The sequence below is a fragment of the Paenibacillus jepli genome (assembly GCF_047238105.1).
Taxonomy (GTDB): domain Bacteria; phylum Bacillota; class Bacilli; order Paenibacillales; family Paenibacillaceae; genus Paenibacillus_D.
This window is the reverse complement of the sequence record NZ_JBDFMD010000001.1, coordinates 7,019,469-7,038,713: the sequence shown is the minus strand read 5'-3', so window position 1 is coordinate 7,038,713 and position 19,245 is coordinate 7,019,469. Positions and strand designations below refer to the sequence as shown.

Below are 19,245 nucleotides of genomic sequence, written 5' to 3'. Positions count from 1 at the left end.
AAAAGGACCTCATTCTCCATATCGGAATGGAGATGAGGTCCTTAACCGGACTCCCTGACAGCTAGTTATGCATATCTGACAGTCCCGGGCTGTGCTCGTTCGGCATCTCCGGCATCATCGGCACCGGGAAGCCTTCCGGCGGCGGCGTGACCGCCAGATCGCCGCCGTTGCGGCTCGGGGTCTGACCGCTGAAGATCTCGGCGATCCGCGTCTCATCCAGACGGTAGTTGAATTGGACGTTATGGTAGCCCATATCAACATACTTGCGGCATTCCGGATATTTATTGATGTCATAATTGGGCACCGGGAACGCCTTGCCCCAATCCACACCAAGCTTCTCAAGCGCTTTGGCAAATGCGTTTTGATGAGCGTTATCGCGGACAATCAGGAAGCCAAGCGTTTCGCGGAAGGTTTTGTTGCTGCTCATTTCATAAATTCTCGTTTTTTGCAGGACACCGGTCGATTCAAGCACAACATTATTCAACATGTCGGCGATCAGGTTGCCATGGCTGTACACCCAAGACCCGTTCCACGGATTGCCGCCAGCATCGACCGGAAGCGAGCTCTGAGCTCCCATAATGAAGTGATGCGGATTGGCATGCTTGATGGCCTCATCCAAAGGCGCGCCGTCTGCTCCCGCCGCTCCGGCCGAAGAAGATTCGCCGGCGCCGTTGAGCAGCTGGTTAATCGTATTCTGGACGAGCTCTACATGGGCGATCTCTTCCAGAAATACACCTCGCAGCAGATCGCGGAACGCTTTTTCCTTGCCTCGGAAGTTGGAGCTTTGGAAGAAGTATTGCATCATCGTCCGCATCTCGCCAAACTGGCCGCCAAGCGCTTCCTGGAGCACCTTGGCGGCAGCCGGATCCGGCTGATCCGGTTCGATAATATTGATCAATTCCTCTTTGTAATAATACATTGCGTTGTTCACTCCTTGTGACTAGATTTATGCGCTAGCTTGCCCCGTCTTACCATTCTCCATCCTTTGCCTGCAAGGCTTAGTGCCACGAGCTCCGAACCTCCGGCGGGACCGCGATGGATTCAAACTCAGCAACTAGTGTCTGGAGACTCTCTGCCAATGCCTGACCTCTCATCGGCCGGCCATGACCGCACACCGCGACCGCGGGATGTAGATCGGCCAGGATCTGCGCCGAGCGTCTGGCTGCCATCCAGTCAGCGGTAAAATAGCGCGGCGGTCCGCTAATCTCTTGCTGCTGTGTGATGACGCTATACACAGATTCTTGTCTGACGGTGACGAAGGCATCTCCCGCGATCAGCAGGCGGTCCCGCTCCCGGAACAGGGAGATATGGCCTGCAGTATGCCCCGGCGTATGCACCCATCGCCATTCCTCGAGACCCGGGATGGTATGGTCGATGGACAGCGGACGGACCCTGTCCCCCAGGTTGATCGGCTCGTTGGGGAACATAAATGCAATTGTCGACACGAGCCCTCCGCCAGCATCCGTATCCGCAGGTGCATACCCCTGTGTGCCAGTCAGAAACGGCAGCTCCTCCGCATGGGCATATACAGGAACCTGCCAATAGTCGACCAGCTCTATGATTGCCCCCACATGATCGAAATGTCCGTGTGTCAGGATAATCGCACGGGGCTTGGTATCTGACCCGAAAACCTCTGCTGCAGCATCACGTATTTCATCCGCCGATCCGGGCATGCCGGCATCGATCAGAAACCAGCTGTCATCAGCCGCTGCGACGAAGCAGAGATTGGCGATCTGGATTGTCTGGCACCAGACATCGTCTGCGACACGCTCGATTACTCCGCTTCGAACAGAAGTCATCGGCAGCTCGCGATAATCTTCGCCGTACGACATATCTTTGTTCATGCCTAGGACTCCTTTGCCAGCTAACGTTTCTTTTGCCCCCGTAGCTTGCCCTGTGACTAGGCAAATCATGTGCCCCCAAGGTGAAACGGCTTCGCCTAAGCGTTTTGCAAAGCAAAACTGACTTCTTAAGCACACGGCGCAGCTCGTTTCATTCCGGAGAAATATAAGCCAAGTAGATGTGTGAAAACATATACTTCTAATATTTGAACCAAAACAGCGTTAACTGCCAGCCGCCACATACTATATCTGGACTGGGGCACACTAGCAGAATGTCAGATTCCCTCAGGAGGATAGGTCATGACTCAACAGGATACACAGCACCTGGCCGCCTACGCATATGAATCCTATCATTCCCTTTGAACCCGTCCGGGCCGAGCAGATTCCGTCCGGCCCCGACTGGATCCATCAGATGAAATGGGACGGCGTGCGCATCCTTGCGTATCATGAATCCGGCGAAACCCGGCTCTTCAACCGCCGTCTTCATGAGCGCACCAGCCAATACCCTGAGCTGCTCTCTCCGCTGCTGGATGCCCGTAGTTACATCGTCGATGGCGAAGTCATCGCCCTTGCCCCTGACGGCAAGCCCTCATTCCATGAAGTGATGCGCCGGGACGGCATCCGCCGGCTGGAACGGGTGCCGCTGCTGCAGCGGGAAGTGCCCGTCACTTACATCATCTTCGATGTGCTGTCACTTGACGGGGTATCGCTCATGGATCGTCCGCTTGCCGAGCGGCTGGACATATTGGGCAAGGGGATCATAACCGGTCCTGCGGCACAAGCGGTGCAGTCGCATCCGGACGGGACAGCTCTGTTCGAGGCCATCCGACTCCACGATCTGGAAGGCATCGTCTGCAAACGCCTGGACAGCCTCTACCGCCCGGACAGCAAGGATGATCGGTGGGTCAAAGTCAAAAATTATGGGGACATCATCGCTGTCATTGGCGGCTATACGCTGCGCGACGGAACGATCAACGCCTTGCTGGCAGGCATCTACATTGAAAACAGCTTGCACTTTATCGGCAAAGTCGGTACCGGCAAGCTGACGGCAAGTGACTGGCGGGAGCTGACCACCGTCATGGCGCGTATCGCCACGGATCAGTGCCCCTTTGTCAATCACCACCCCGAGCTGCGCGGCGCCGGCTGGGTTCAGCCCCGGCTCACTGCCAAGATCCGCTTTACCGAATGGCGCTGGCGGGAAGGTCGGACCATGCGGCATCCCAGCCTGCAAGCGTTTGTAGATGTACCGCCCCACAGCTGTGTGTTGGTACCGGATTAGTTGACGGGATCAATTGGTGGGAGGGGGAGCCGCTTGAGGTGTATTTTCCGGTTTATCGGCCTGTGATCCCGTGCCATTCCGCTTTCTCCTAAAACTGCCGACTAACCAGACGAGCAACGGGATCAGGATCAGATGAAGCGAGGAGTACCCGGCCCAGACGTCCTGGATCACTTCGGCGACATAGACACTATTGATATAGGTATTCCAGGAAACGTAGAGGTTGATGACGGCGATCGGGTAGATCAACGGCCGGTAACTCTTCAACCCAAAGACCGTTTGGAGACCGTTTAGAATACCAAAAAACATCAGCGACGTCTTGATAAAAAACGTTAACACCCACATCGTGATCAACAAGACCTCGATTCGCTGCAGGAAGCCGCCTATATTGATCGTCTTAGCCAAGGAGTACGCCGGGAACGTATGATTGGCAGATTGTTCGATACCGAGGATTAAGAGACTTAGCAGAACGGTTATTGCCAGCAGCAAGCCTCCAGTCAAGGCGCCCATCACATAAGCTTTCTCGATCGTTTTGGCATTGCTTACCATCGGCATAAACACGAGCATAACAGCCAGTTCCTGAAACATGGCAGCGTGCCATCCAGCCTTAAGGACAGGAAGCGCCCCGCCCTCCCAAAATGGCAGGATGTATTGCCATTCCACTTGGGGAAACAGTGTAAAGATGAGCACCATGGCAATAAAAATGATCCACGGAAACATCAGCTCCACGGCACGCGCCAATACAATAATCCCTAGCCTGGCGCACATGACAGTGGTGATCAAAAATATAATCTCGATGGCCTGAAACGGCGTCTCTGGCATCAGCTCACTCGTGAAAAAGAATCCAAGGTTGCCCAGCAGCGTGCCGCTAAGCATGAGGAAATAGAACAGATAGAGCATCGACACGGCAGTACCCAGCCACCTGCCTAAGGTAATAATAAGAATCTGAAACAACGACTGTCCGGGGAAAGCCCGGGATATGCGGATATATAACCAGACCATCGCCAGATTCACGAGCATGCTGAACAGCGCCGCCACCCACGCATCCTCCCGCGCGGTCATGACAAGGCCGGATGGGGTGACCAGGATTGAAGTACCGACCGACAACCCAAAGGTCATGATAAAAAACTGCAAGCCGCCAATCTTGTTCTTCTCCATCCGTTCCATCCTCTCTCCCTCATTTCGGGAACAATTTGCCTAGCGGCGCAGCTGTCACCCGGATCCAGTCGAGCGGTCTGGGAAGCGGCCATCCCTGCCATTCGCCGAGCATTGTCAGAAGCGCCACTATCCACAGCATCCCGAAAAGCGCCCATTCCTTGCCGGAGTGCATATGTTTGAGGGTTCGCCATTCCACAACCGGAATCAGTAAGACAAGCAGCGTCATCGCCAGGCTCCACATCAGTCTCTCATATCCCTTCTGAGCGGTTGCACGATCGAACCTATTCTCAGTACCCTTACGTCGGCATCCACTGTTACTTGCATTTGGGGGAACACGTCCTGCCACTGGTTTCGGTATTTGCTCCAAACTTTTGGATATTTTCGATGCAGCGCCTCACCAAAACCGAATACATCAGTCTTATACTTTCGTTGAACCAGCTGGACACTGCTCTCGTTGACTTGCTTCAGCGAGCGTTCCATTTCTTTCTCAATTTTCAGGATTGACGCTTCCTTGTTCAGGTCGATCTTGCACTGAATCGCATCCAGATCGGCTTCGATTTTAAAGTTAACCTTGAATTCCGGTCTGCCGCTCTGGTCCAAACTGACATCGATCTGGGCATCGGAACGAACGATCTTCACGCCGACGATTCCGTCATCCTGGTCCGGGCAGCGGACATGACCGACCGTTTCATTTACTTCATCAAGGATATAGTTGATCGATTTGCTCGTCTTCTCATCGACCCAGCCCACGAGCTTGTCTTTGTCAAAAAGGGCCATTCCCGAATGTCGCAGCAGTACAGAGGGTTTAATATCGTGTAGGTTATTAATGTTCTGCCCCTTTTCCTTATTTCCAATAATCTCTACGCCAGAGACTACGGGATTGGCGCCTTCTCTGCCGAGCTCTGTTACAAACTGCTGCAGCGTAATCTTACCTGTTGCAGCCCATTGCTTGTGAGAGACGAGGATAGAGGAGTTTAGAGAGTTGGCAGGGATATGCTCGAATGGCGTGAGCACCTGCAAAATGTCGGAAGCCTTCGAATTATGAGCGACAAGCAGATAAAAGTCGGTTCTCAGCTCATTGTTGCGAGCGATAAAATCCAGCACATCGCTTAGCCCTTCGCGCGCAAGTGATTCACCAAAGACGAGGACGCGCAGATGGGAGAGGTACAGCTGTCGGGGCGCCTGGCTGAGAATCCGCTGCAACGCATCAGGCAAGGTCTGTCCTTTAGCGCTATACGTGATGACGGGAGCTACGCCAATGGAGCCGCGCTGCATGCCGATTTCCGTCGGATTAACCACTTGAGCCGACACATTCAATCCTTCATCGGTTTTATCTATGCCAAGCGCCACGATTACGGCCAGCTCATTGAGCTCTTTGCGGCTCCAGCAGCCCGGCAGGATGAGGAGGCTGACAGCTAACAGACAGATGGTCGCCAGCCGGATCATCCTCTCCCTCCTCTCTTGCTCAGCCGTCTCACGAACGGCCGTGACAGCCGGACAAAAGTGTCTTTCTGATATCTGATCCGAAAAGGAGCAAACGAAGTCATATAGGGCACGCCAACCGATTCCAACTGACACAGATGCAAGGCCAGCATGATTAGCGCGATAATCATACCGTACAGTCCAAATGACGCGGCAAGAGCCATGATGACAAAACGCAGCATCCGGATCGAGATCGCCATGTTGAATGCCGGCACAGCAAAATTCGAAATCGCTGTAATCGATACGACGATAACCATCGCAGCCGATACGAAGCCGGCTTCTACCGCTGCCTGTCCGATGACGATCGTGCCGACGATCGAGACCGATTGTCCTACCGACTTGGGGAGTCTAATCCCTGCTTCACGGAGAATTTCAAATGTTACTTCCATCATCAGCGCTTCCACAAATGCCGGAAATGGCACGCCTTCGCGTTGTCCAATTAGGGAAATCAACAGGTTGGTCGGGATCATCTCCTGATGGAAAGTCGTCACGGCAATATAAAACGATGGCGTCAGCAAGGAAAGCGCAAAGCAAATATAGCGAAGCAACCGCACCACACTGCCAAAATCCCCTCGCTGACTATAATCCTCGCTGGATTGGAAGAATTGCATAAACAAAGCGGGCACCATTAGTACAAACGGAGTCCCGTCTACAAAGATGGCGATCCTCCCTTCCAACACCCCTGAAGCGATAACGTCAGGACGTTCCGAGTTGTATACCGTAGGAAATGGACTGTAGTGTTCGTCCTGGATCATTTCTTCGATCGCATTGCCCTCCAGTACGACATCGAGCTTGATACCCTCCAGCTTCTTCAGCACCTCGGCCACCGTTTCCTGCGGAGCTGTGCCTTCCAGATACATAACGGCTGTCTCAGTCCCGGTCTCCTCGCCAAGCTTGAAGCTCTTGATCCGCAACGCTTGGTTTTTGACACGCCTTCGTACAAGTGCGATGTTGTCGCGCAGCGATTCAGTGAAGCCTTCCCGAGGCCCTCGAACCACCGATTGGGAAGCCGCCTCTTGTACGTCACGCTGCTTAAGGCTTCCAGTATTTATGGACAGAGCCTTGTCCATCCCCTGCAAGAAAATAATCGTGTAACCCGAGAGGAGAAGGTCGATGATCGTTGTTAACTTGTCTTCCACTACGACCTTGCCCTCTGTAATCGTATGGTGCATCAGCAAGTCAAACAGCTCGGGGGCAGCAAGCGGATCGTCGCCTCTGAGCATCGGCTCTTCCTGAATCGCAGTCAGGGTCGGTCGGGGATCGGCAAGCCCTTCAATATAAATAATCCAGGCTCCGTGATGTTGGATCTCCAAATACCGGTAGATAATATCGGGACTGTCGCCCAGCAGCTTTTGCAGATCAGGTATAAAGCGGGTCGGACGCACCTTCTCGCTGCCGGTCTCTTGATTGTTCATCACGTTCACCCCCTTTGCATGTAGCATGCCCAGAAGGAATGGAATAGAATGCAAAAATATTGGTTCCATCATAAAATAAAACCGCACGGCATTAGCCGTGCGGTCAAAATAAGAGTTTGCAATCAGGTTTCTTCAATATTCTCTTCATCTAATTTTTCATTAACATTTTGCTTGAGCGTCACGCTCAAAATCTGATGATTGTCTGACTCATTTATGTACCAACGATGATCTCCATGATCAACGGGTTCAGACATGCCATCAATCAGATTGGCGCGTATCTGCAGCCACCCTCCAATAGTATCTACATTCTCGCTGTTATCAAATGAAATGCCGAAGCGTTCCTCCAGATTACTGAGCAGGACGCGGCCGTTAATCAGATATTCATCCTCAGACTGCTGAGCGATATCCTCTACCTCATCCTCGTCAAATTCGTCCCGGATCTCTCCGACGATCTCCTCCAGAATGTCTTCCATCGTAATAATGCCTGCGGTTCCGCCATACTCATCGATAACCAATGCCATATGAACGCCGTTCTTCTGCATTTTGACCAGTGCATCATGCAGCGGAGTGGTTTCATGGATCACGTAAATGTCATGAATATGTTCCTTAAGCTCGCCCAGTCGGTTCAGCGCGAGGTGGGTGACCAGCTCCTTGGCATTGTAGAAGCCGATAATATTGTCTTTATTCGAATCTTCAGTTACGGGATAACGGGTATAACGGTGTTCATCGATCAATTGCAGGATTTCTTCCGGTTGATCCTTCGCGTCTACGACGATAATCTGTGTTCGCGGTACCATAACATCTTTAGCTACCCGTTCGTCAAATGCAAAGATGTTTTGCATATAAGCAAGCTCGGTTTGGTTAATCTCTCCGCTCTGGAAGCTCTGCGTCATGATGATCTTCAGCTCTTCTTCCGAGTGGGCCTGCTCATGTCCGATCGGCTTGACGCCAAACATCCTTAGCAGCACCTGTGCGGAGCCATTGAGCACCCAGATCAGCGGAAACAGAATCGTACCAAACGCGACTAGCGGTCGCGAGAGCATCAGGGTCATGCGTTCCGCAAATTGAATGGCCAGTGTCTTGGGGGCGAGCTCTCCCATGACCACATGCAGGAACGTCATGATGGAAAGCGCAAGCGCAAATGAGATAAACGTGCTGACGGCGGCGGATAACCCCCACTCATCAAACATCGGGTGGAGTAGCTTCTCGATCGTCGGCTCGCCTAACGCACCCAATCCAAGCGCAGTAACCGTAATACCAAGCTGACAGGCAGATAAATAGTAGTCCAGGTTGGTGACAATCCGTTTTGCAGCGATGGCTTTTTTGTTCCCTTCCGCCACAAGCTGCTCGATCCGACTCATTCTGACTTTGACTACCGCAAATTCGGAGCCGACAAAAAACGCAGTCAGACCAATCAGGATCGCTACTAAGCCCAGATTAATCATTATGGATGTGGATATGTCCAATTAGTTCCCTCAGAGTGAGGGTTTCACCTCCGCAAAAATAAAAATGATTCCTTCAAGTCGGGTGCCATCTTCTCCGATACGTCGTCGCGACAGGATGCAGCGCTACTTTGCCATGCAACTTCCCAATGGTGTCACCTCCGCTTCTGATCAAATCTGATATTAATTATATATGCTAATGACTCCCAGTGACAACTTTTCGCCGTTACTGGGCAGCAACCGGCAGCTTGCCGGAAGGTTCGAACTGTCCGAATGCAGCCCGCAGGCCAGCGGCTATATTGGGTGGTTCTGCCGCATACACAGCCAGCATCTCCCGAATGTCCAGCAGATGCTGCCATTCATACGGATTGCCCATGGATAGAAACACGTAAGGCAGGCTTTGTTCGTTCAACTCATCGATCCAGCGCTGATAGGAGGCCCAATCATACTGCTCCGGCAGGTTCCTGAACTGGTAGGAGGCGACGATCACCGTATCTGCATCTTCTAGGAAGCGCCTGATCGCAGCGCGGTCAACTCCGCCTGCTATGAGAGTCTTCACCTCGTGCTGCGGCAGCCCGATTCCGGATAACGCTTGCCGGACCAGCGCAGCTCTTATCTCGTCAGGCGCCACGACGGCGATCACCGAGCCTTCGGCTGCCTGCAGCGGCTGAGCGGCAGACAACTGGATCACACGGGTTACAGCTGCTTCGGCGATGCGGCGTTCTGTGTCGCGGTGTGTGGTCGAGCCAGCAGCCTGCACCGCCCGGAGCAGACGCTGTTCCACTGGCGGCTGAGGTTCAAACAAGCCGTAACGGTGCTTGAGTGACAGAATCCGGCTCACGGCCTGATCCAGCTGCTGTTCTTGCAGGTGTCCGGACCGTACGGCCTGGATGATGGCCTCATAAGCGCCGGTAATATCCTCAGGCATCAAGATGATGTCCACTCCCGCATCCACCGCCCGTACTACGGCGTCATGCTCCCCGAAATGATCAGCCAGCGCCTTCATCGTAAACGCGTCCGAGACGACGACGCCGTCATATCCCAGCTCTCCGCGCAACAAACCGCCGATCATCCGCGGAGATAATGTCGCTGGCAAATACACGGCTGAACCGTCCTTGCGGGAGCTTACCCGGGTATTGTCGAGCGCGGGATAGGCGACATGGGCAGTCAAGATCATATCGGCTCCGGCCTGCACGGCCGCCCGGAATGGTGCTAGCTCGACTTGCTCCAGTCGAGCTCTGGTATGGGGTACGACAGGCAGACCAAGGTGCGAGTCGACCGCGGTATCGCCGTGTCCCGGGAAATGCTTGACCGCAGCGATCACACCGCTTTCCTGGAGACCGTTCATAAAAGCCAAGCCCAAGCGCCCAACAAGCTCCGGCTCAGACCCAAAGGAACGAATCCCGATGATCGGATTGGCTGGATTGCTGTTCACATCAAGCACCGGAGCAAAATTCAACCGAATGCCCAGCGCCTCCAACTGTTCGCCGGTGAGCTGGCCTGCGCTGCGGCTCTTCAGCTCATCGCCCGTCGCTCCGAGTGCCATCGCCCCCGGCAGATTGATGCCGCCCGGGATGCGCTTGATCACTCCTCCCTCCTGGTCGATCCCCAGAAGCAGCGGGATATCACCCGCTTGGCGCTGCAGCCCATCGCTCAGCGTGACAATCTGCTGAATACTGGCAATATTTTTGTCGAACAGGATCATACCACCCAGTCGGTGGTCGCGGATCGTTGCCGCCGTCCCGTCGTGAGCGCGAAGTGTTGCGCTGCCCTGCCACATCCGGATATCCGGCATCAGCATCTGACCGGCTTTCTCCTGCAGTGTCATCAACTTCAGCATGGCGCTCCAGTCGGCACTGCGGATCGCTGCGGATCGCTGATGGCGGATGACCCGGGACAGGAACACGGCATACTCCGCCCGGCTTACTTGCCGGGAAGGACGAAATGTGCCGTCGGGATAGCCCCCGGCTAGTGAGTTAGATGCGAGCCTAAGGATATCTTCCTCGGCCCAGTGTCCTGCGATATCCTGAAGTTGGCTGGCGGTCCGACCTTCGGCTAGCGCATAGGCGCGGGTCAGGAGAGCGGCCGTCTCCCCCCTGGTGATCGGCGCATCGGGTCGAAAGGTGCCGTCCGGCAGGCCGCCGGCAAGTCCGGTCCCCGAAGCAATCATAATCTCGCGGTAGAACATATGATGGTCGGGGACGTCAGTAAAGCCTGCCCCCCTTGGGAACTGTTCGTCGCCGTACAGCTCGCGGACCAGGTAGGTTACCGCTTGAGCGCGCGTGATGGACTGAGCGGGACGGAATTGTCCACCGCCATACCCGGCGACGGTGCCGCGGTCAGCCAGATAATAGATGCCGTCTTCGGCCCAGCGGACGGACTGCAGATCGCGAAACGACTCCGCTGCGGAGGCCTCGCCATCCGTGCATACGACGAGCATACCCGCCAACCCAAGAGAGGCAGCTGCGGCTGCCGCATATCTACGTACGTAATGAAAGATCTTCATATGTCAGGCTCCTTAACATTTTGTGCTCAGTGGAATTCAAGCAGATTAGCGCGTTTGAGTTCGTCCATATGAATCTCGGAGAGCTCTTCCAGAATCGACTTTCCTGCTGGTGTAAGATAAATATAAATGCTTCTCTTGTCCGTAGGATTGGGTTGACGCAGCACCATGCCAATCTCTTCGCAGCGCTGGATCAGCTCGACGCAAGCATGCGGCGTAATCTGCAGACGCTCGGCCAGCTCTGTCGGCGTGGCATGCTCCCGGTCAGGGAACCCCATGATCGACAGCATCAACTGGTGATACTGCGGTGTCAGCCCTTTGCTGCGGGCCGCTTCTTCGCTGAATCGGATAAACTTGCGGATCCGGTACCGGAACATAGCCAGTTGTTCATAGATTTCTTTGGGTAATCGGTCAGCCATGGACAATGCTCCTTCGATAAGTCAGATACAGCCGGCAGGATTCTCCGGACTTATCCTTTAAGTGTAAAGGAAATCGGCGTCAAGGACAAACCTTGACCACATTTATTTTTAAATGAAAGCGCTTAATGTTAGATTTATTGACATTGACTATTGACTTTGATCGTACTCCGATATATATTGAGCTTAATCATGTTAGGTAAGCTGGTGATTCGAAATGACCAATAAACGTATACGAACCGTCTGCCCTTACTGCGGTGTTGGCTGCGGCATGATCCTGGAAACTGCAAATGGCCGCATCACTAAAGTAACGGGCGACAAAGACCATCCTGCGAATAAAGGCAGACTATGTACCAAAGGCGCCACAAGTGCAGAGGCTGTCGCTGTCACTGGCCGACTCGCGCATGCCGAGAGCCGTCCTGCGAGAGGAAGCGAACATTCGCAGCTGCCGATGAAGCGAGCGATCCGGGAGACAGCTGCAAGGCTTCGGTCCGTGATGGAAAGACATGGACCTGACGCCATCTCCTTCTATGTCTCGGGGCAGATGTCCCTGGAGTCGCAATATCTGGTGAATAAACTCGCCAAGGGCTTCATCCGGACGCAGCATATCGAGTCCAACTCGCGCCTCTGCATGGCAAGCGCCGGCAGCGGCTACAAGCTGTCGCTCGGCTCGGACGGCCCGCCGGGCTCATATGAAGATATGGATCGGACGGATCTCTTCTTCGTCATCGGCTCTAATATGGCGGATTGTCACCCGATCCTGTTCCTCCGGATGATGGACCGGGTTCGCGACGGAGCCAAACTGATCGTTGTCGATCCCCGCCGCACGGCTACGGCCGACAAAGCCTCTCTTTATATGCCGATTGCGCCCGGCACTGACCTGGCACTTTTAAATGGATTGCTGCATCTGCTCGTGAAGCAGGGCAAGACAGACCCTGATTTTATCTCTGACTATACTTCCGGTTGGGAGGAGATGCCGGCTTTCCTGGAAGATTATCCGCCCGAGCGTGTATCGGCGCTCACCGGCATACCAGAGCGGGATATCCGGCTGGCAGCCGAATGGATCGGGCAATCTCCGAACTGGATGAGCTTATGGACCATGGGGCTGAACCAGAGTACGCACGGCACCTGGCATACCAATGCGATCTGCAATCTCCATCTGGCGACCGGTGCGATCTGCCGTCCCGGGAGCGGTCCCTTCTCACTCACGGGACAGCCCAATGCGATGGGCGGCCGCGAGATGGGTTATATGGGCCCGGGCCTTCCGGGTCAGCGTACCGCTCTGTCCCCTGCCGACCGCAGCTTCATCGAACGGCTCTGGGATATCCCGGAGGGCAGCATCCGTCCGGAGGGCGGCCGCGGTACGGTGTCGATGTTCGAAGAGATGCGCGCCGGCAGCATCAAGGCCTGCTGGATCATCTGCACCAACCCGGTCGCCACCGTCCCGCGCCGTAGCGGCGTCATCGAGGCGCTGCAGCAGGCAGAGGTTGTCGTCGTACAGGACGTTTATCGTGAGACCGAGACCAGTGCTTACGCTGATATCCTGCTGCCCGGCGCGCTCTGGGCCGAAGCGGATGGCGTGATGATCAACTCGGAGCGCAATCTGACGCTGATGCCGCGTGCAATCGAGCCTCCTGGAGAAGCCATGCCCGACTGGCAGATCGTCGCCGAGGTGGCCTGTGAGATGGGATACGCCGATGCATTCACTTACCATAGCGCCGAAGAAGTGTTCTTGGAGCTGCAGCAGGCCTGGAATCCCCAGACCGGTTATGATATCCGTGGCGTAACCTATGAGCGTCTGAGGCGCCAGCCCGTTCAATGGCCGTCGCCCGTCGGAGATACGGAGGATCGACACCCGATTCGCTATCTGAATGACGGCGTCAGCCAATCGCTGCTGACTAGACCAGACGGATCAGTCCCGCGGCTTGCTTTTGCGACCGAAGACCGCAAGGCCCGCTTCTGGGCCAGACCCTATATGCCGCCGGCCGAGCTGCCGGATGATGAGTATCCGATGGTGCTTAATACCGGTCGACTCCAACACCAATGGCATACCATGACCAAGACCGGCAGGATCGCCAAGCTGAATAAGCTTAATCCTTCTCCGTTTGTTGAGCTTCATCCCGAGGACGCCAAGCAGCTGGGAGTTGCCCAAGGCCAGCGGTTGGAGATTGCTTCGCGGCGAGGCCGCGCGATTCTCCCGGCAGTCATCTCGGACCGCACGCAGCGGGGCTCATGCTTCTCTCCCTTTCACTGGAATGACTGCTTCGGGGAGGAGCTGGCGATCAACTCGGTCACGAGCGAAGCGGTTGATGAGATCTCATTCCAGCCGGAATTAAAATACTGCGCCGTCTCCCTGACCAGGGTTGCCGGCGATGAAGACGAAGATTTGCAGGAGACGCCAGGAAACTCGGACTCACACTTCGCGGCAGTGTCCGCAACCTACAAGGAGGAGCTCGTCATGGCCAAAGTTGACGCGTTGGCAGCAATGCTAGGTATCCAAGGGTCTCCGGGATTGACCTTGGACACCCATGAAAAATGGTACGTTGCGGGCTTTATCAATAGCTTGCGAAGCGATGAGGATCGGGGCGGCCCTGGCGTACCGGTCCTCCCCGAAACGGCGCCGCTGGATGACGCGAAGCGCTATTGGCTCGACGGCATGCTGGCAGGCATCTATTCCCGCACCTATCCCCGGACTGCAGCTCTGCCGGCGGAGGCCGGCGCAACCAGCGTTCAAGATGCCGCCAGCAAGCCGCCCGTGACGATCCTGTGGGCGTCGCAAACAGGCAACGCTGAGGCCGTCGCCGCGTCCTGCGCCGCCAGACTACGACATGCCGGACATGAGGTCCGTCTTGTCGAGATGGACAACTTTGCCATGGGCGACCTGCCCAGGAGCCGCAGGCTTCTGCTGGTTGCCAGCACATTCGGCTCCGGCGAGCCCCCGGATAACGGTACCGCCTTCTGGCAGCTGCTGCAGGCCAGCAACGCACCCAAGCTGGCAGGCGTCCATTATGCCGTGCTGGGAATGGGGGATTCGAGCTATGATCAATTCTGCGGCTTCGGGCGTCAGCTGGACGCCAGGCTAGCCGAGCTCGGAGCAGCGCGGATGCTTGATCGCGTCGATGCGGATACGGACTATGAGGAGCAGTCGGAGAACTGGATCGCGGCACTGGAACCAATACTGGCCGAACACGAGCAACATGAAGCGCAGCCGGCTGCAAAGGTTTCTTATTCCCGCAAACAGCCCTTTCCGTCACCGCTGCTCTCCGGCGCTCTGCTGCAGCGCGGAGACTCAGCCAAGGAAACCCGGCAATATGTCTTTGACCTTGCCGGCTCTGGACTGACCTACGAACCCGGCGATGCGCTTGGCATCTGGCCGACCAACTGCCCAGGGCTAGTGGATGAGGTGCTGGCGGCGCTCCAGCTGTCGGGTGAGGAACCGGTGACCGTCAAGGAACGTGGTGTGATGCCGCTGAGCGAGGCTCTGGTGCGGCACGCTGAGCTGACCCGCATCACGCCTGCGCTGCTCCGCTATGTACAGGAACAGTCGGGCAGCGTTGAACTGGCCGTGCTGCTCGAACCGTCCCGGGCCGCAGAGCTCAAAGACTGGTTGTATGGCAAGCAGCTCGCAGACCTGCTCCACCTGTACCCGTTTCGAGCGGATGCCGCGTCTTTCTTTGCAGTGTTGAAGCCTCTGCAGCCGAGACTGTATTCCATCTCCTCCAGCAGCAGAGCACATCCCGATGAAGTGCATATCACCGTCTCCACGGTCCGCTATGCTTGCGGCGACAAATTGAGGAAAGGCGTCTGCTCGACATATCTTGCCGATCGGATCGAGGCGGGCGGCGAAGTCCCGATCTTCGTGCAGCCCAATACCCATTTCCGTGTACCCGCCGATCCCGACGTGCCGATGATCATGATCGGACCAGGAACCGGGGTCGGACCGTTCCGCGGGTTTCTCCAAGAGCGCAAGGCGACAGGAGCGGCCGGCAAAAACTGGCTGTTCTTCGGAGAACAACATGAATCCAGCGATTTCTATTACCGGGAGGAGCTGGAGCAGCTGCAGCGGGACGGCTGGCTGACCCGTCTCGACACGGCCTTCTCCCGCGATCAGGAAGACAAGATTTACGTCCAGCACAGGATGTTGGCGCACGGAGCCGAGCTGTGGTCGTGGCTCAAGGAAGGGGCTCACGTCTACATCTGCGGCGACGCTGCGGCGATGGCCAAGGAAGTCGATGATGCGCTGAGGGCGATCATCCGCGAGCATGGCGGCATGAGCGCGTCCGAATCAGAGACCTATCTCAAAGTGATGGCCCAGTCCAGGCGGTACGCTCGCGATGTATACTGACCCAGGCGGGGAATCCTCCCCGCCTTTTTTTTGATTCAGCTTCCTCTCAGCTGCTCCAACCAGACAAGCCCGGTCTCCGCCCGCTGCCGCCAGCTATTGCATAACGCATAGCCGCGCCTGGGATCGGCTGAACCCGGCTCCTTCAATCTTCGAGCGATCAGCTCCAGCACCTCGTCATGGTTCCTGCCAACCTCTACGACCTCCCCCATCTCCCGGCATTCCGGCAGATCTGTGGAGACGACGGGCTTTCCTGCGGCAAGATACTCGTAGACTTTGACAGGATTGGCCGCCAGCGTAACTTGCTGAGGCAGGAAGGGTACTAGACAGATGTCCAGCATGGCGATGTAAGCGGCCAGTTCACGATGCGGCCGCTGGCCGAGGTAATGAATATTCGGCAGGTGGGCCAGCTCGTACCTCCTTCCCAGCTCCGCTCCGATTACTACGACTTCCCAATCGATGTCCCGCATATGGGCGATCCGTGACAATAGGGCGGCGTCAACCCATGGCGCCCAGGCGCCGACGAAGCCGATTAGCGGCTTTTCGCCGGAAGGCAGATCGCCAGGCATTGTCATCCGTTCATCCCTCAGACCTGTCACATGCAAACCCATATCCTCGTCATAGCCGTTGCGCAGCAACAACCGCGGCTTGTCCGGGTACCGTCTGGACAGCCGTTTGTCAAGTCTGGCAGAGGTACAGACGATACCATCCGCCAGCCGCACCATCGTCTCCTCCTCCGCATACCATTGCGGAAGATCGTCGACACAGTCATAGATGACCGTATCGGGCTCATAACGGTTTAGACTGGCTGCAAGATCCGGCTTGGAGCACCAGACGATGACCTCGCTGGAGGATGCCCGGATATGCGCATAATCCTCCCTCAGCCACCTTTCATGATCGTAGACGATTTGAAGACCCGGTTCTCCCGGCAGCATCAGGACCTTCTGGCCACTGAGGGAAGTCCGGTTGCAGTAGAAGACCCGGCAGCCGCTGCGGGCGAACTGCTTCATCAGCTGCTGGGGACGCTGTGTCATCCAGTCCCAGTCGATCATAGGCGGAAAAATGATCGTACGCATACACTGTTTCCCCCCTTTCCACATATACCTATAAAAGATTGTTCATTAAGCCCGCTTTTGATCACGAGGCGAAGGAGTTGAAGCAATGCGGGTCTTTCTCCTGGATGCCTGGCAGCCTTCGGCCGTGCACAGGCTTGCAGGCTACTTGGCGGACTGGGAGATTATTGACGTTGCGAAGGAACCGGCCAGCAAGATTAATGAACAGATCGCCTGCCTGCAGGACACTTTTTTTGTGACGCTTCGGTCCGCAGATCGTCTGCAAGACGGATTTGCCCAGCTGATAACAGATTGGGTCGCGCAGGCGGAACCGGAGCTTCCCGGCCTGGCCCTGCTGCGGCAGCAGGCACAGACCGGAGCCACACCTGTCGTCTGGCGCACCGCTGCGGTCAGAGAGGCCGGCTTCGCCTCTCCCCCCGGCTTGCCCTGGCGGGAGCTCATGTCGGCTGAGCTTTACGAGAGGTTGGGCGGTGACCGCCTCTGGCAGCTCCTGCATACAGATACCTGGCAGCCTCGTCCAGATCAACCGGCCGACCGCCAGCTGGCGGCTCTCGCTCGTGTGCGGCCGCTGCTGCGCGCTGCCCCCCGGCCATCTCAGCAGGAGACTGCACCGCGGCTCAGCATCGTCATCTGCACCTTCAACGACGCAGCGTATCTCCCCATGGCGCTTCGCAGCATTGCTGCCCAGGAAGAGAGCAGCTGGGAGCTGCTCGTCGTCGACGATGCCTCGACAGATGAGACGGCGGCCGTCATCGCCCCATTCCTCGATGATCCCCGGGTGCAGTTCATCCGGCATCAGAGCAATACGGGCAAGAGCGGCGCACTCAATACAGCGCTCAGTCACGCCCGCGCACCTTGGCTGCTTGAGCTGGATGCCGATGATTGGCTGGAGCCAGGGGCCGTCTCCGGCTTGCTGCGGCATGCGGAAGCCGCCTCCTCGGAGACGGCTATATTGTACGGCCCTTATGAAGAGTGGCGGGAGAACGATCAAGGCGAGCTGCGATACGCAGCTACCCGTTCTCCCCATCCGACACGCACCCAGTTGCTTACGACCGGTTATCCGGTTGCACCTCGTCTCTATCGGACCGCTTATCTTCGCCGGTTGGGCGGATGGCTGACAGATGATCCATATGGCGGTCGGCTTTTCGAGGATTTCCGGATGCTGCTGGCCCTTAGTAAGCAGTATCTGCTGCACAATTGCGGAGAAGTCTATTATCATCGCAGAGTCCGGCGTTCAGGGATCAGCGCCCGTCATACCGACCGTTTCGCAAGCTGGGCCAGATGGATTCGCTCGCAGGGTCTCTAGGCGGACAGGAGGCGGAAATAAGTGACATTGTCGAGAATCAAGCTGACTCTCTCCGTCGGCTGGATATAGGATGGATTCTCGGCATCGATCGTACAATACCCCTCTTCCGCCGCCACCAAGACGCCTTGCAAAAACTGGTTCGGCAAAAAGATCTCGATGCGGCTGCCGATACGGGATTCCAAAAAATCGTACAGACTCATAAGATGCCAGCCTCCTGGACCTGTGAGATAGTAAGAATGGAGCTGATCGGGATTAACGCTTCATCGCCTGTCGCTTCTAAGAGCAGGATGAAGTCGGTGCCTACCAGCGTCAGCACACCGGTGATCAGGCCGGCTTCTACAGTCACATTGACCGTCTGACCTTGCAGCGACTCCAAAAATTCGATCACCTCGGGAGCCACGGCGCCTCCGGGTACCCCCTGTTCCCCTTGGGGCCCCTGTTCTCCCTGCGGACCGATTGGACCTCGCGGCCCTTCCGGCCCGCGCTCTCCTTCATGGCCGCGTGGTCCTCTGCGTCCTTCCTCGCCGCGTTCGCCTTTGATCCCTTGCAGTCCTTGCAAACCTTGCAGCCCTTGGGGACCAACGGGACCCTGCTCGCCGGGATGCCCCTGCGGGCCTTGCGGGCCTTGCGGGCCAGAGGGCCCCTGCGGGCCTACAGGACCTTGAGGTCCTACCGGCCCCTGCGGCCCGATTGGACCTGACAAACCCGGTTCGCCCTGATGACCACGTTTGCCCCGGACGATTTTCACACGGCCGTGCAGCTGCCGTTTTTTCTTTTTGCAGATGCTCCATCCTTTCCGAGTCAGAGCCTTTCCCTTGCGGCACCGTTTTACCTTCGGTTTGTCCTGGGCATGCTTCTTGCAGCGGGCCTTCACGATTTTTATGGAGATCTTCTTCTTCGTGCGTTTGCAGCGTTTGTTCACCGGCTTGCAGAGCAGCATTCGCGTACTCGCCATAGGATTGATCCACACCTCTTCTCTCAGAGTAATAGT

The 19,245-nt window shown here is 56.3% G+C and carries 15 protein-coding genes; 3 read left to right on the top strand and 12 right to left on the bottom strand.

Going from position 1 to position 19,245, the window contains the following annotated elements; all coding sequences use genetic code 11:
- Nucleotides 1-61: 61 nt before the first annotated feature.
- Together ABC336_RS30195 and ABC336_RS30190 are read right to left on the bottom strand one after the other, a co-directional pair.
- Nucleotides 62-919, bottom strand: coding sequence for a manganese catalase family protein (locus ABC336_RS30195; protein ID WP_413242194.1), 858 nt, complete (start codon nucleotides 917-919; stop codon nucleotides 62-64).
- A gap of 79 nt (nucleotides 920-998) precedes the next feature.
- Entirely contained in the window at nucleotides 999-1,844 is an 846-nt protein-coding gene (locus ABC336_RS30190; protein WP_413242193.1) for an MBL fold metallo-hydrolase, read from the bottom strand.
- Between the two features lie 337 nt (nucleotides 1,845-2,181).
- Here ABC336_RS30190 and ABC336_RS30185 point away from each other — a divergent pair, with 337 nt between their 5' ends.
- Nucleotides 2,182-3,120: an ATP-dependent DNA ligase gene (locus ABC336_RS30185; protein ID WP_413242192.1), complete on the top strand. Its 939-nt coding sequence runs from the start codon at nucleotides 2,182-2,184 to the stop codon at nucleotides 3,118-3,120.
- Between the two features lie 9 nt (nucleotides 3,121-3,129).
- On the opposite strand, the gene ABC336_RS30180 is transcribed toward ABC336_RS30185, so the two are convergent.
- From ABC336_RS30180 to ABC336_RS30150, 7 genes are all read right to left on the bottom strand, one after another.
- The gene (locus ABC336_RS30180; RefSeq protein ID WP_413242191.1) at nucleotides 3,130-4,275 is read right to left on the bottom strand and encodes a GerAB/ArcD/ProY family transporter; all 1,146 of its coding nucleotides are present in this window, start codon (nucleotides 4,273-4,275) and stop codon (nucleotides 3,130-3,132) included.
- A gap of 19 nt (nucleotides 4,276-4,294) precedes the next feature.
- Nucleotides 4,295-4,501: a hypothetical protein gene (locus tag ABC336_RS30175; RefSeq protein ID WP_413242190.1), complete on the bottom strand. Its 207-nt coding sequence runs from the start codon at nucleotides 4,499-4,501 to the stop codon at nucleotides 4,295-4,297.
- A gap of 14 nt (nucleotides 4,502-4,515) precedes the next feature.
- A complete protein-coding gene (locus ABC336_RS30170; RefSeq protein WP_413242189.1) occupies nucleotides 4,516-5,721 on the bottom strand; it encodes a Ger(x)C family spore germination protein in 1,206 nt (401 codons plus the stop codon).
- Nucleotides 5,718-7,172, bottom strand: coding sequence for a spore germination protein (locus ABC336_RS30165; protein WP_413242188.1), 1,455 nt, complete (start codon nucleotides 7,170-7,172; stop codon nucleotides 5,718-5,720). Before ABC336_RS30165 ends, ABC336_RS30170 begins: the two co-directional genes overlap by 4 nt.
- A gap of 122 nt (nucleotides 7,173-7,294) precedes the next feature.
- The gene (locus ABC336_RS30160) at nucleotides 7,295-8,632 is read right to left on the bottom strand and encodes a hemolysin family protein (protein ID WP_413242648.1); all 1,338 of its coding nucleotides are present in this window, start codon (nucleotides 8,630-8,632) and stop codon (nucleotides 7,295-7,297) included.
- A gap of 208 nt (nucleotides 8,633-8,840) precedes the next feature.
- Complete coding sequence (locus tag ABC336_RS30155; protein WP_413242187.1) at nucleotides 8,841-11,120, bottom strand: glycoside hydrolase family 3 N-terminal domain-containing protein; 2,280 nt, start codon at nucleotides 11,118-11,120, stop codon at nucleotides 8,841-8,843.
- A gap of 26 nt (nucleotides 11,121-11,146) precedes the next feature.
- Entirely contained in the window at nucleotides 11,147-11,536 is a 390-nt protein-coding gene (locus ABC336_RS30150) for a MarR family winged helix-turn-helix transcriptional regulator (protein WP_413242186.1), read from the bottom strand.
- A gap of 214 nt (nucleotides 11,537-11,750) precedes the next feature.
- Between ABC336_RS30150 and ABC336_RS30145 the strand changes: the two genes are divergently transcribed.
- Nucleotides 11,751-15,878, top strand: coding sequence for a sulfite reductase subunit alpha (locus tag ABC336_RS30145; RefSeq protein ID WP_413242185.1), 4,128 nt, complete (start codon nucleotides 11,751-11,753; stop codon nucleotides 15,876-15,878).
- A gap of 35 nt (nucleotides 15,879-15,913) precedes the next feature.
- On the opposite strand, the gene ABC336_RS30140 is transcribed toward ABC336_RS30145, so the two are convergent.
- Nucleotides 15,914-16,951 carry a glycosyltransferase gene (locus ABC336_RS30140; protein WP_413242184.1) on the bottom strand — a complete coding sequence of 346 codons (1,038 nt, stop codon included), beginning with the start codon at nucleotides 16,949-16,951 and terminating at the stop codon, nucleotides 15,914-15,916.
- An 85-nt stretch (nucleotides 16,952-17,036) separates the two neighbouring features.
- Here ABC336_RS30140 and ABC336_RS30135 point away from each other — a divergent pair, with 85 nt between their 5' ends.
- On the top strand, nucleotides 17,037-18,254 hold the full coding sequence (locus tag ABC336_RS30135) for a glycosyltransferase family 2 protein (RefSeq protein WP_413242183.1): 1,218 nt from the start codon (nucleotides 17,037-17,039) through the stop codon (nucleotides 18,252-18,254).
- On the opposite strand, the gene ABC336_RS30130 is transcribed toward ABC336_RS30135, so the two are convergent.
- The gene (locus tag ABC336_RS30130) at nucleotides 18,251-18,454 is read right to left on the bottom strand and encodes a hypothetical protein (protein ID WP_413242182.1); all 204 of its coding nucleotides are present in this window, start codon (nucleotides 18,452-18,454) and stop codon (nucleotides 18,251-18,253) included. The two genes, ABC336_RS30135 and ABC336_RS30130, sit on opposite strands and share 4 nt — an antisense overlap.
- Nucleotides 18,451-19,209, bottom strand: coding sequence for a collagen-like domain-containing protein (locus ABC336_RS30125; RefSeq protein ID WP_413242181.1), 759 nt, complete (start codon nucleotides 19,207-19,209; stop codon nucleotides 18,451-18,453). The genes ABC336_RS30130 and ABC336_RS30125 overlap by 4 nt, the downstream gene beginning before the upstream one ends.
- Nucleotides 19,210-19,245: the final 36 nt, after the last annotated feature.